Genomic DNA, 13,732 nt, shown 5'->3' with positions numbered 1-13,732 from the left:
TAAAAACTATCAAAAGCAATCTGTAATTCAGGAGCACATAATGATTTTACCTAACCATAAAAACGCGTCTTTAGCTGCTCGATATATGCGAGCATTGGTGATTAGTACCACGCTTGTCAGTATTGGCATGAGCAGTGCAGCTGCCAAAAGTAGCGATAGTACTCTGCATTTTGCCAAAGGCGCCATCACTAGCGTCGTCACTGGCAAGTTAAACGCCCATGAAAATGAGCGGTGGTATCACTTTCAGGCGGGCAGTTCACAATATGCCGTGATCAATATTTCGCCACTTGCAGGCACGCCCGAGACTGCCAATGTCGGTGTATTGCATATGCCGGATGGTACCCAAGATGGCACCAAAGGCGGTATCATTTATCAAGGTTGTCTGCCAACCACGGGCGATTATCGATTACGTATCGCACGTAACCTGATGGCCACTCATGGCAAAACTGCTGGCTATAAAGTTGAGGTCATGATACTACCAAAATATGCCAGCGAGTCCTTATGCAAGCCCGTTTAACCATATACGTCTAACGCCTTCAAACGACAGCCTTCAAACTATAACATTCAAACTAGAATAAGTCGCTTTGGAAGAGGTTAAAGCGTTTAACATTAACTACCTAGCATCTTCTTATGATAGACCGCACTAATCTCTTCGACTTCTACGCATATTTGCAGTGCCGCGCGACCTGATTGCTCGTCTCCGATCTTTTCTTCGATGGTAGCGACCAGTAGCTCAGCCAGCTGGTTTTGAGTCTCTATATCGCGGCCGCTCATCAATTTTAGATTGGCATAGATAAAGCCATTCGCTTGTTCATCATCTTCCACGCCTACTAAAAACGTCTCAATAGGTAGGATACGTGTTTTGATTTCAGCAGGTTGTTTAAACAGCCCACTGTCCCATAGTGCTTTATTGAGCGACTTTAGCAATGATTCTTCGTGAGGGATACTGACGTTGGGCGTGGCTTGAATGGCTAAATGCGGCATGTGTATGTCCTTAAATATAAAAAGTAATGGATGGTCTGGCTGGTAAGTTTACGCGGTATCTTTAGCCACCGTAAAACCTTTATGCATATTATTCATCAGTAATCGCACTAAAATGCGCATCAAGTGTGTTGGCTAATTGCGCTGGTGGCAATTCAATCTCCAAACCGCGACGACCGCCACTGACATAGACCGTTGTCTGATCTTTCGCACTACTATCTATGACTGTTTTTAGGCGCTTTTTTTGCCCCAATGGACTGACGCCGCCCAACACATAGCCGGTACTACGCTCTACTTGCTTGGGATCTGCCATTTGTACTTTTTTGCAGGACAGCAATTTATTGGCAGATAAGGCTTTGGCCATTTTTTTAAAATTGAGGGTTTTATCTACTGGCAATATCGCAACCGCAAGGGCGCCAGTATCGGTCGACACCACCAAAGTTTTGAACACTTGCGTTACTGCCACGCCAAGCTTTTCTGCGGCTTCTAAACCAAAAGAGGCCGCATGACTGTCATGCGTATATTCGTGTATGCGGTAATCAAGACCGCGTTTTTTGGCAAGATCGATAGCTGGTGTCATAATATTTCGGCTTAATAAAATAGAACTAAAGAATGGGCGTCATACGGATTAGATAAACATGGCGTCAATATATTATTACGCCAAATATCGTAACTTTCAAATACTTGACCGTTTTATATCATTGCTCGCTTACTAGTGAGTAACCCAATAGTATTAATATTAGCAGTATATACAGACACTATATATCGCTTTGGTGGCTTTTATGGCATCATAAGCGCAACATATTTGACTATTTTTGATACTGATTATGATACCGAAGTTCCTAAAAAAACGGATTTTTAAAGCGCCAGTCAGCACTGACCGCACTTCTGAAACTGACGCAGGTCCAATCGTCACCAAGCCATATTCCAATGCTCCGATCAATCAGCTATATCGTAAACTATCGGGGCAGCTACTCGACGTTGCTGTCAAACCAAAACTACTGGGTGAATTGCCTGATTTTGATAGCGACGATCAGGTACTTAGATTTTATGTGCTACAGGATTATTCTCGCTCCAACAGTATTTTGATCGATTTGCAGACGCAAGAGCATAACTTGCCGCCTGCATTGGTTGGGGTCAATGACGCGGCTCACAATATCAAAGAAAATGCAGCCATCATATTTTTAAATCACCCACATGCCAAAGACAATCAGTTGTCTCCGCGCCTTTTTCGCTTAGTCTCTGCGGTATTGCAATATCCAGAGCTAAAGGTGCGCCTAGTACCCGTATCTATCCTGTGGGGACGCGCCCCTGAAAAAGAAGACTCTTTATTTAAACTGTTAACCGCTGACAATTGGCAAGATCCAAGTATCAGCAAGCAGTTATTTAATATTGGCGTGATGGGCCGCGATACCTTTGTACAGTTCCACCCACCCCAAGATTTACGTACTATCATCAATGACAGTCTCAGAGGTGAAAGCGCGGGCCCTAACGTTTTTGATTCAATTTCTAAAGATTTGGTTTCTGAGAATTCAGGTGCTAAAAACTCAACTGCTTTAGACTCACAAGATACTGAATCAGTAACAACGGATAGTGATGTCAAACCTGATGCTGAAACATCACCCAACTATACGCTCGTGGCGGCTGCTGATGGCAATCGTGAACTCGTGCGGATGTTACAGCAGCAATTGACGGTTTATTTAGATAAGCAGCGCGCCAGTATGCTGGGGCCTGATTTGTCAGATAGACGCAATTTGGTTGACAAATTGGTCTACTCGCCAGCGATTAAGCACGCAATAGAGCTGGAAGCTGCGGAAAAAGGCACTAGCGTACGCGACGCTCGTAGTCAAGCGCGAGGCTATGCCAACGAGATGGTCAATGACTATTCTCATTCGATTATTCGTGGTTTTTATAAGTTTTTAACGTGGTTATGGACGCAATTGTATGATGGTGTCGAAGTCCATCATTTTGAGCGTGTACGCGATCTGGCAACTGATTACGAGTTGATTTATGTACCGTGCCATCGCAGTCATGTCGATTATCTATTGCTGTCTTATGTCATCTACAAGCGCGGCTTGAGTATTCCTTACATTGCGGCAGGCGATAATTTAGATGTGCCTGTATTGGGGCCGCTATTGCGCGGCGCTGTCGCTTTTTATATTCGTCGTAGCTTCCGCGGCAATGCCCTTTATACCGCCGTACTGCGTGAATATATGCACACCCTTATCACGCGCAACACGCCGATCGAATACTTTATTGAAGGTGGTCGCTCACGCTCAGGTCGCCTGCTACCGCCCAAAATGGGTATGCTGGCGATGACTGTACATAGCCAGTTACGCCAAACCAATAAGCCTGTGGTGTTCATTCCAACCTATATCGGTTATGAGCGTATTATGGAAGGCGGCACTTATATTGGTGAGTTAAAGGGCAAACCAAAAGAGTCAGAATCTTTGATCGGGCTACTCAAGGTTGGTCGTAAAATTGAGCGTATTTTTGGTAATGTACATCTAAGTTTTGGTACACCGCTGCATCTTAGCGATTTTATGACAAAGTTCGATGTTCCAGCCAACAGCTTGCCATCCGATCGCACCGACTCCCCACTCGATGAAAAAGCCAGTGCCATGGTCGATAACATCGGTGTAAAAGTCATGCAGCACATCAATAAAGCGGCGGTGATAACGCCTGTGTCGCTGCTATCATTGGTACTACTGTCTGCACCGAAAGCGGCACTGGATGAAAACAGTTGCCGTGAGCAAATCGCTTTGTACCAAGGCCTAGCGCAGCAGCTTCCTTATGCAGATGATACTGTCATCACGGATATGACGCCGCAAGAAATCATTGATTACGGTATCAAGCTAAAACTGATAGAGCGTACGCCGCACATCTTAGGCGATATCATTCAGGTCGCTGGCAAGCAGGCAGCATTGCTCAGCTACTTCCGCAATAACATTCTACACGTCTTTATCTTACTGTCTTTCTTATCAGCGCTCGTGGCACGTAATGGCCGTATCAAACGCAGTCGCTTAGATAGTATTGCTGAGCAGCTATACCCGTTCTTGCAAGGTGAGCTGTTCTTATACTATCCAGCGCATGGTTTGGCTGAGACGCTCAACAAAAAGGTCGATAGCTTACTGTCTCACGGGTTGATCGTTGAGTTGGGTGATGACACGCTTAGTGTTCCTGAGTCTAATAGCAAGTGCTATCAACAGCTACAAGTATTGGCCACGCCTGTTGGACAAAGCCTTGAGCGTTATTTTATGACGCTTGCCCTACTCGCTCAGCAGGGCTCTGGTAATCTGACCGAAAGCGAAGTCGTTGACCTGTGCCACCTGCTTGGACAACGCTTGTCTGTACTGTATGCCGATGACATTCCTGACTTCTTTGATCGCGCATTATTCACGAGCTTTATCAGCGCTTTGACTCGTCTTGACTATCTACAAAAAGATGAGGAAACGGGTATACTCACCTTTGACCACCGTATCAATGACATCGCCAGTCATGCCAAATATGTGCTGACGCCTGATATGATGCAAATCTTGCAGCAAGTCGCAAGTTTAAACGAAGAAGAAATCACTCATGCGATTACTGAGATTAGTAATAAAAAGCAGCGTAAATTTGGGCGTAAGCGTTAATCGTTAGTCATTTCTCATAACTTTCAAACAATTAAGCCAAACAAAAAAAGACCGCTAATGATTAGCGGTCTTTTTTATGCAGTTCCAATATACCAAACAGCGGTATTAGTTCGTAATTTTCTTATATTTAGCACGCTTAGGACTGGCGTCATCACCCATTGTCTTTTTACGATACGCTTCAAACTCAGTGTAGTTACCGTCGAACCACACTGGACCTTCTTCTTCGAATGCCAAGATATGAGTAGCAATACGGTCAAGGAACCAGCGATCATGCGAGACGACCATGACCGTGCCTGGGAATACTTGAATCGCATCCTCTAGCGCACGCAAAGTTTCGATATCCAAATCGTTTGATGGTTCATCGAGGAGCAATACGTTTGCGCCTTGCTTCAGCGTCTTCGCTAATTGCAGACGGTTACGCTCACCACCTGATAGTTGACCGACGTGTTTCTGCTGATCTGAGCCTTTGAAGTTGAAGCGGCCAATATAGGCACGGCTTGGCGTGGTGTAATCACCAACGGTAATGATATCAAGGCCGTCAGAGACTTCTTCCCACACGGTTTTATTATCATCTAAGTGATCACGCACCTGACCGACATAGGCAACCTTGACACTTTCACCCAAATCAACCGAACCAGTATCTGGGGTATCACGCTCAGTAATCATGTTAAATAGCGTGGTTTTACCCGCACCATTTGGACCAATGATACCAACGATCGCGCCCGCTGGGACGTTAAAGCTTAGGTTTTCATACAATAAACGATCGCCAAATGATTTGGAGATGTCATTGACTTCGATCACCTTATTACCCAAACGTGGACCAGGTGGAATATAAATCTCAGAGGTCTCGTTACGTTTTTGGAACTCTGTTGAGTTCAGCTCTTCAAAACGCTGTACACGAGATTTCGATTTGGCTTGTTGGCCTTTTTGATTTTTACGAATCCACTCAAGCTCTTTTTTCAACGCTTTAGCAAATGACTCTTCTTGCTTATTCTGCTGCTCTAGACGATTGTTTTTCTGCTCTAGCCACTCAGTATAGTTGCCTTCGTACGGATAGCCATGGCCACGGTCAAGCTCCAAGATCCACTGAGCGACATTATCCAAGAAATAGCGATCATGGGTAATAGCAACGATAGTACCGCTGTAGTTCTGCAGGAACTGCTCTAGCCATGCAACAGACTCGGCGTCCAAATGGTTGGTCGGTTCGTCAAGTAATAGCATATCAGGGCGTGACAATAGTAGACGGCATAGTGCCACACGGCGTTTCTCACCACCTGACAGCTTGCTCACATCCGCATCCCATGGTGGCAGACGTAGAGCATCGGCAGCTTTTTCTAACTGGTTGTTTAGGTTATGCGCATCCCATGACTGGATGATGTCTTCCATTTTGCCCTGCTCTTCAGCAAGTTTGTCAAAATCAGCATCCGGCTCTGCGTATTCAGCATAGATGGCATCTAGACGAGCAAGCGCATCTAATGCTTCGCGCATGCCGTCTTCGACATTACCACGCACGTCTTTACTGTCATCAAGTTGTGGTTCCTGCGGCAGATAGCCAACTTTGGTACCGGCTTGCGCGCGTGCTTCACCGCTATATTCAGTGTCAACGCCTGCCATGATGCGTAGCAAGGTTGATTTACCCGAACCGTTGATACCGAGGACACCAATTTTGGCACCAGGGAAAAACGATAGGTTGATGTTTTTTAAGATTTCACGCTTAGGCGGAACAAGTTTTGACACGTTGTTCATCGTGTAAATATATTGAGCCATTAACACTCCGATAGACTGCATAGAAGAGAACAGCAAATGCCACTCAGCGATGATGCCAAGCGTGCCGTACCTCAAAATCAGGGTTACAAATTATCGTTCATTATCGCATTGTGGCGCATACCCTGCAAGCTAACAGGTTGTTTTACCCCTTGTTTTGCGAGTTTTGTCATACAGCATTGCCGTTTTTGGATAAAAGCGGTCACAAATATTTTGTTGAAATAACAAGTTTAACATTCTGATTCATTGCTGTTTTATAAAAACCACAAAAAACAGCATCAAAACTTTCGCAAATTTAATCAATAACCGTTAGCATGTTAGAGTAGCTTAACAGCGCAAAAAAGGATGGTTTCATATCTTATCAATGAGACTAGCTATAAGCTGAGTCATTATTTCTCATATATTTTTTATATAATATTTATACAGGTACTGATGATATGGCCAACGGCTATCGCCCTGAAATAGTTCAACGTGCATTTGTCGATTTTATCGGATCGCGCTTACATCCGTTTTGGTCTTTGACGACGCCCAAGCTACGCCTTCTCGCTCGATACGAGATGAGTGATGATTTAATCGCACTGCAATTTGAGACCAATCAAGCGTTTAGGCAGCAGATATTTAAAGGGACAGATGATTGGAAAGGCGGTCAATATCTTGACTTACGTGTTTTTATCGATGGAGTTTATCATCAGCGCAGCTATTCAATCGTAGGATTGGCGAATCAACCACTATGGTGGCAAGATGATGCCGTCATTACTGAGACCGCAAAAAGCAAACGTCACGCGGTTACTATCGCGATCAAACCGCAAGGATTGGTGTCTAATTACCTCACCAAGCAACTGCCACTATTTAGCATCGTTGATACCAGTATGCCACTGGGTGATTTTACTTTGGCACAGGCAAAGACAAGTTTAGATCATAGAGGGCCAGATAATCAAAAACTGAACCCTTTATTATTTGTCGCTGGCGGTAGCGGTATCACGCCTATGCTAGGACTTATTACGCAAGCACTTGCAAACGGACATCAGGTGGCGTTGCTACATTATAATCGAACAGAACTTCCCCAGCTTCAGCATCAGTGGCAACAGCTGAGCGATATTCATCCAACCTTCAGCTATCATTTCATCCATACTGATAACCCTACGACTTATTTGGCTGACGAACGATACTTAAGTGCAGAGGGTCTGTTATCACTTAATCTACCTCTGGCAGATACGCAGATATTTGCCTGCGGTTCACAAGCATTATCAGCTGGCTTATATAAAGCAGTAAACGAGATTAGCGTGCTACAAAACATCCAGCTACGTGACAACATTATCGTAGAAAATTTCGGTAATGCATTGACTGATTTTGATGGCGACGGTAATCAGTTATTAGATAATGCACTACAGACAGAGTCGCATACGGTGTATTTACGATCACGGCAACGGCAGTTCGATAGCGACACGACATTACTCGTTGCTGCCGAAAATGCAAGTATACGTCTGGCCTATGGTTGTAGGCAAGGAATTTGCCAGTTGTGCCGCTGCAATAAAATGAGCGGCGTAGTCAAAAACATCCAAACTGGCAAGATAAGTAGTGATGGTTACGAGTCTATCCAAACGTGCATCAATATCGCTATGACAGACGTGGTGTTAGACATCTAGCCCTGCTGAAATAAAAAATACGACCACTAACCCCTGACTATCGACCTCTTAAAACTAAAAAATAGACTGATGTTAACTCATATTGTATGCTAAAACTCAGATGACTCATAAAACCGAACCCAGTGCTGTTTATTCGTGCCGTTTCGGTTAAGGATTTATATATGCGCTTATTACCACCTATTGATACAGCACATTCTGCCGTACCTATCTTGACGCCAGTGTCCGATGCACCGTTGGCAAAAAATGATAGCGAGCAGCCAACCCTATCATCACAGCAAAATCGCTATCCAACAGTGGCCCATGCACCATTAACAAAAGCACAAAGTGATGTCTTGGCAGTAGAATTAAATGCGCTATATAAAGGTGTAATGGACTCATTAGGTAGCGATGACGCCAAATACATTCAGCGGATTTATGCGACTGTGGTCTATAGTGAGCTTGTCGCCCGTGGTTTACTGGCCGCCGCAGGACGCCTGTCATCACGCCGCTCGCAGATAGGTACTTGGCTATTGGGTACGTCAATGCTTAGCTTTAGCAAAATACTCAACAATATGGAGCTTGGGCATAATGTCATGCATGGTCAGTATGACTGGATGCAGCACCCGCATCTGAACAGTCAGAAGTTTGATTGGGATATTGTTTGCCCTGCGCCATTGTGGCAACACTCGCATAACTATTTACACCATACGTTTACCAATATTGTTGGGCGTGACCATGATGTCGGCTATCACTTAATTCGGGTGACCGATGAGCAGCCTTGGACGCCAGAAGATCGCTACAATATGTTTAGTACAGCGGTATTGGCCTTTGGGTTTGAGTGGGCGGTTGCCTTTCATGATATTCAGATTAGTGTCGATGAATACGCCGACTCCCCTGACTTGCATAAAATCATGCAGCAAAAGTCTCGCGCACTCTTTGCCAAAATTGGCCGCCAAGTCGGTAAAGACTATATAGCCTTACCCGCCATAGTAGCAATGACACTAGGCCGTCGTAGTGCCCTAAGCACACTGAGTGGCAATATGACGGCCAATACGGTTCGTAATCTGTGGACGTGGGCGGTGATTTTCTGTGGTCATTTCACTGAGCAAGCACATATCTATACCCATCTCGATGCTGATGAGAGCAAAGGCGACTGGTACGTGCGTCAGATTTTGGGTTCTAGCAATATCAAAGGGAATAAGTGGTTTCACATTTTGACTGGCAATTTATCGCATCAGATTGAGCACCATATCTTTCCTGATATGCCAGCCAGCCACTATGCCAGTATTGCTCCGCAGGTAAAAGCCATCTGCCACAAATACAATCTGACCTACAACACTGGACGTTTTAGCACACAGCTGCGACAAGTAATAGGACGTATCCACCACTTTAGCAAACCTAGCGAACAAGAATGGTATGCATATAATGAGTCGATGTCAGATACTAGTATCGAGCATGAGACTAAACCAGCGGTCAAAGGTGGCCTTGGTCGGTTTTTACCACCAGTTGTCCGCCAAGCCTTATCCTATGCATGGTAATGTGCCAAAATGGTATTTTAGAAATACCTCATTCTTACGCAGACTGGTTAACGCTAAAACTATGTACACAGCCGCTGTCATGTCTACTATTGTGGTAAGCATCTAGATTGTTAAGCGGTAATGCGTCATACTAAAATAACAACAAGTGTTTGATAAATATATGGCTAGAATTATTAGCACGCATAATGGTTTTAGCGCCTGTTAAATAACCTCAGTTCACTATAAAAATTCGATAATAATAAATGGAGTTGTTCAATGAGCAACCAAACGACCAAACCAAACTTAGATATTGCTCATAGCCAAGTAGCAAATCGTTTTGAGACGACTATTGATGGTCAAACTGGCTACATTAGCTATCAAGACCGTGATGACACGCTCGTCTATGACCACACGATCGTCCCGCAACAATTAGGCGGGCAAGGTGTCGGTTCAGCACTAGTTAAGCATGCGCTAGATTATGCCCGTGAACATGACAAAAAGGTTGTGCCGCAATGCTCATTTGTCGCCTCATATATCAACAAACATCCTGAGTACCAAGACCTTATCTAGCTTACTGCTACTCCTTAACGATAAAAGACTGTGTGCAATAATAATTTTAGCAACCTATTTTAGATTAGGAGACCGATCCCAATATAACTTTTAATAAACCAATCCATATAACAATAAAGGTTATTAATATGAGTAGTTTATCTGACAAACAAATCAATCTACAGTTAGAAGAGCTTGCTGGTTGGCAGCGCGATGGTAATAGTATCGTCAAGACCTATCACTTCAGTGACTTTATTGAAGCCATGAGTTTTATGAACCAAGCGGCATTTCATGCTGAAGCACTCGAACATCACCCGGAATGGCGTAATATATACAATATAGTCGAGGTACGCCTGACCAATCAGGATACGGGTGGTATCTCTAGTTTGGACATTCGCCTTGCAAAACGCATGGAGCATATCGTTCAGCCCAAACGTCTATAGCCTTATCCTTATGTTAAATAAGTAACTGAAGTGCTTTAGTAGAACATAAAAAGACCCTCAATTGAGGGTCTTTTTTTATACTGGATTTTTTATAGTAATAAGCTGTGTTTACATTTTGCGACTGACAAATGCCACAATAAATAAAATGACAGCGACTGCCAAGAAAATATATGCAAGATTAGCAGACAATCCTGCGACGCCGCCAAATCCTAATAAACTTGCTAACAGTGCGATTACTGCAAAAATAATAGCCCAACGAAACATAATATTCTCCTCAAATAATTTTTAAAAATCAGATAGTAAACTTTATATAGTATTGATTTGACTTTTTGTTTTTTTAATACCAGTCATATCTGCTTACAAACATAGATTAGCAATATTTCTCTTTAAAGAACGTGCATTTTAGTAATGATGTCAGTAGATTATGTAAAGTTTGTAGCAAGTGTTAATACCTTTTATTTTTTCTTGTCTCTATAAACCTATTATTTAGGATGAAGAGCACCTTATTTGCTAAATTATTGATTACCTTATAGTTGCATATAAATAACATCAAAAATTTCTAAAAAAGCGATTTGGCAATGAAAACTATAGCGACCCCATAAACTTCTAACTTATTTAGACCACTTGGTTTATAGTTTAAAATCACATTATCATCCAATCTATTAAGGACAATACTTATGAGTACCGAGACGGATACCGCAAAACCCACGCAACAAGATAGTAGCGACAATCGCCCTTATGCCGTCATCTTATATGGCGCAACAAGCTTTGTCGGACAAATAACCGCTCACTATTTAACCAATTTTTTATCCAATGCTAAAGATAAAGATGGCTCTAACGTCACTTGGGCAATTGCAGGGCGCGATGAAGAAAAACTCAATGAGCTACAGTCGAAACTTGAGAGCAAAGTAGATATTATCATTGCCAATAGTAAAGACTCTGCAAGCCTTGATGAGATGACCAAACAGACACAAGTCATCATCTCGACCGTCGGCCCTTACCTCAAATATGGCGAGCCTCTTATCAAATCTTGCGCTGAAAATGGTACGGATTACGTCGATCTTACTGGTGAAGCGATCTTTATCAAAGACATGATGGACAAATATCAAGATACTGCCAAGCAAAGCGGCGCACGGATTGTCAACTCTTGCGGCTTTGATTCTATCCCATCAGATTTGGGCGTGTACTTTACGCAGACCAGAGCAGAAGAGAAGTTCGGAGAAGCTTGTAATGTGATTCACATGCGAGTAAAAGCGGCAAAAGGCGGCATATCTGGTGGTACGATTGCTTCGATGGCTACTATATTTGAAGAGGCTGGTGAAGATAAAGCTCGCCGTAAGCAAGTGGCTAACCCTTATCTGCTAAACGATGACACAGATGTGCCCAATATCCGTCAAGACAATGTCAGCAAACCAGAATACGACAGCACCCATAAACGTTGGTTGGCACCTTTTGTAATGGCGAGTATCAACACACGTATTGTCCATCGCAGTAACCAGCTACTCAGTTATGAATACGGCCGCGATTTTAAATATGACGAAGCTATGTGGATGAAAGATGGTGTCAAAGGTAAGTTATCAAGCTATGCGATGAGCGCGGGTCTACTAGCATTTGCCACTGCTATGATGATTAAACCAAGCCGTGAGTTATTGTCCAAGCATGTTCTGCCTAAAGCAGGCACAGGCCCTTCTAAGGATGAGCAGGAAAATGGCTACTTTGATATTCGCCATTTCGGTCAGACAGCTAAAAACGATACCATCACGGTCAAAGTTACCGGCGATAAAGATCCTGGTTACGGCAGCACTTCTCGTATGCTCGCGCAGGCAGCATTATGTCTAGCGCAAGATGTCAGTAAAGAAGACGTTGGCGGCGGATTCTGGACGCCTGCCTCTGCGATGGGTGATAAGCTCATAGCCCGTTTAGAAGAACATTCAGGCTTAAGCTTTGAGGTTATTGAGGGTTAACCGAGCTCACAATGATTAAATAGTGAAATGCTTAAATAGCAATATATTAATACTGATAATTTTTATGACCGTATCTTGATAACAAGGTGCGGTTTTCTAATACGCAAATTTTATATCAATCATCTGTCATGTTAGCGAATACTAATAGCGTACTTTTTCGGTAATCAATGTTGCAGCTTTTCGATTTTTCAATACATTATGCTACACATTCCTAGCTTAATGTCACAGCCATATTCTCACCAGTACGCTAGGATAAAACACATTACGGTTTGGTTATCATAGAGAATATTCATTTAAAGTTTTTAATCAAAGTTCACTTCGAAAAGCATCATCCAATAAAAATATTTCTCTAAAAAATATTATTGATCGAATTGATATTATTCAAAATTTTCCAGTAGTTCGTGTGCCAGATATAGATTCTCAGCAGCCTACTATTGAGACAGATACTGGTAAATATATCATTGTTGAATAAAAAATCCGAATGCTTACTTCAATTGTTAAATAATATGTAGGCTTATTGGTTTCACAACGTCACAAGAATATACCAAGCTGTTAGAACCTTAATGAGTTTACTACTGAAATATCAGCTATATAACTGGTACTTTGTTTTTATAAATTATAGTAAGGTCAAACCAAAATCTGGCTGTTTTTAATTGACTATATTTTAAACCAATCACATTCAAAATTAGCTATATTAAAACAGAGGCAGCCGTTTTTAAACATTGTTAATTTATCAAATTTGGAGTTTTATAATGAAAAAGAATATTTTACCGTTAGTATTGGGCGCGACACTTGTCTTACCAGCGGCAGCAATAGCTGCACCTGTCAACACTAGTGACATTATGCCAGCAGATATGCGTACCATGCCTGTGGACAATACCTTGCAAGCTGAAATAGAAGGCCCTGATGGTGAGCTTCTCGCTACCCAGCCGGGTGTTGTTGATGATAACAACATGGACACGATGAATGACGATATGGATTCTGAAGAAGGTAACATGGACGAAGACATGACCGTTACAGCAGAGAACGAAATGTCTGACGCTCAAACACGTGCCGCTATGATGCGCCGCGCACAGATGACAAATGATGTTCAAAGTAGCCAAGTGACACCTGCTGACATGCGTAAAAAACCAGTCGAGATTACCTTACAAGAAAAGAAAAAAGACCGTCGTGGTGAGCTTTTAGCCACTCAGCCTGGTCAAGTTGAATTCAACGAAAACCGTCGTTTCACCATTCGTTAATAATGACAGCGCTTGA

The 13,732-nt window shown here is 43.0% G+C and carries 12 protein-coding genes; 8 read left to right on the top strand and 4 right to left on the bottom strand.

The genetic code is table 11. The features are described 5' to 3' along the window. Window positions 1-40: 40 nt before the first annotated feature. On the top strand, window positions 41-517 hold the full coding sequence (locus I3255_RS01150) for a hypothetical protein (RefSeq protein ID WP_238036079.1): 477 nt from the start codon (window positions 41-43) through the stop codon (window positions 515-517). A gap of 92 nt (window positions 518-609) precedes the next feature. Here the strand turns inward: I3255_RS01150 and I3255_RS01145 are convergent, their stop codons facing one another. Both I3255_RS01145 and ybaK read right to left on the bottom strand, forming a co-directional pair. Further along, window positions 610-984 (bottom strand): 5-carboxymethyl-2-hydroxymuconate Delta-isomerase, encoded by a 375-nt coding sequence (locus I3255_RS01145; protein WP_238036077.1) that lies wholly within the window; start codon window positions 982-984, stop codon window positions 610-612. A gap of 88 nt (window positions 985-1,072) precedes the next feature. After that, a complete protein-coding gene (ybaK, locus tag I3255_RS01140; RefSeq protein WP_238036075.1) occupies window positions 1,073-1,561 on the bottom strand; it encodes a Cys-tRNA(Pro) deacylase in 489 nt (162 codons plus the stop codon). 247 nt (window positions 1,562-1,808) lie between these two features. Here ybaK and plsB point away from each other — a divergent pair, with 247 nt between their 5' ends. Next, on the top strand, window positions 1,809-4,613 hold the full coding sequence (gene plsB, locus I3255_RS01135; protein WP_238036073.1) for a glycerol-3-phosphate 1-O-acyltransferase PlsB: 2,805 nt from the start codon (window positions 1,809-1,811) through the stop codon (window positions 4,611-4,613). Between the two features lie 105 nt (window positions 4,614-4,718). Here plsB and ettA read toward each other — a convergent pair whose 3' ends face one another. Beyond that, on the bottom strand, window positions 4,719-6,380 hold the full coding sequence (ettA, locus tag I3255_RS01130; RefSeq protein ID WP_238036071.1) for an energy-dependent translational throttle protein EttA: 1,662 nt from the start codon (window positions 6,378-6,380) through the stop codon (window positions 4,719-4,721). A gap of 434 nt (window positions 6,381-6,814) precedes the next feature. Here ettA and I3255_RS01125 point away from each other — a divergent pair, with 434 nt between their 5' ends. The 4 genes from I3255_RS01125 (at window position 6,815) to I3255_RS01110 (ending at window position 10,511) form a co-directional block, all read left to right on the top strand. Beyond that, window positions 6,815-8,023, top strand: a complete 1,209-nt coding sequence (locus I3255_RS01125; protein ID WP_238036069.1) for an iron-sulfur cluster-binding domain-containing protein — start codon at window positions 6,815-6,817, stop codon at window positions 8,021-8,023. 161 nt (window positions 8,024-8,184) lie between these two features. Beyond that, window positions 8,185-9,540: an acyl-CoA desaturase gene (locus tag I3255_RS01120; protein ID WP_238036068.1), complete on the top strand. Its 1,356-nt coding sequence runs from the start codon at window positions 8,185-8,187 to the stop codon at window positions 9,538-9,540. 255 nt (window positions 9,541-9,795) lie between these two features. Beyond that, window positions 9,796-10,089: a GNAT family N-acetyltransferase gene (locus tag I3255_RS01115; RefSeq protein WP_238036066.1), complete on the top strand. Its 294-nt coding sequence runs from the start codon at window positions 9,796-9,798 to the stop codon at window positions 10,087-10,089. Between the two features lie 128 nt (window positions 10,090-10,217). Beyond that, window positions 10,218-10,511 (top strand): 4a-hydroxytetrahydrobiopterin dehydratase, encoded by a 294-nt coding sequence (locus I3255_RS01110; protein WP_102078853.1) that lies wholly within the window; start codon window positions 10,218-10,220, stop codon window positions 10,509-10,511. A 108-nt stretch (window positions 10,512-10,619) separates the two neighbouring features. On the opposite strand, the gene I3255_RS01105 is transcribed toward I3255_RS01110, so the two are convergent. Beyond that, the gene (locus tag I3255_RS01105; RefSeq protein WP_021814049.1) at window positions 10,620-10,775 is read right to left on the bottom strand and encodes a DUF1328 domain-containing protein; all 156 of its coding nucleotides are present in this window, start codon (window positions 10,773-10,775) and stop codon (window positions 10,620-10,622) included. A 413-nt stretch (window positions 10,776-11,188) separates the two neighbouring features. Here I3255_RS01105 and I3255_RS01100 point away from each other — a divergent pair, with 413 nt between their 5' ends. Together I3255_RS01100 and I3255_RS01095 are read left to right on the top strand one after the other, a co-directional pair. Further along, the gene (locus I3255_RS01100) at window positions 11,189-12,475 is read left to right on the top strand and encodes a saccharopine dehydrogenase NADP-binding domain-containing protein (protein WP_238036064.1); all 1,287 of its coding nucleotides are present in this window, start codon (window positions 11,189-11,191) and stop codon (window positions 12,473-12,475) included. 752 nt (window positions 12,476-13,227) lie between these two features. Next, window positions 13,228-13,716: a hypothetical protein gene (locus I3255_RS01095; protein WP_238036063.1), complete on the top strand. Its 489-nt coding sequence runs from the start codon at window positions 13,228-13,230 to the stop codon at window positions 13,714-13,716. The last annotated feature ends 16 nt before the right edge of the window (window positions 13,717-13,732 follow it).

The organism is Psychrobacter sp. Ps6, assembly GCF_022129235.1.
Lineage (GTDB): Bacteria > Pseudomonadota > Gammaproteobacteria > Pseudomonadales > Moraxellaceae > Psychrobacter.
Note: the sequence above shows the minus strand (reverse complement) of the source record. Positions and strands in the feature narration are given on the sequence as shown.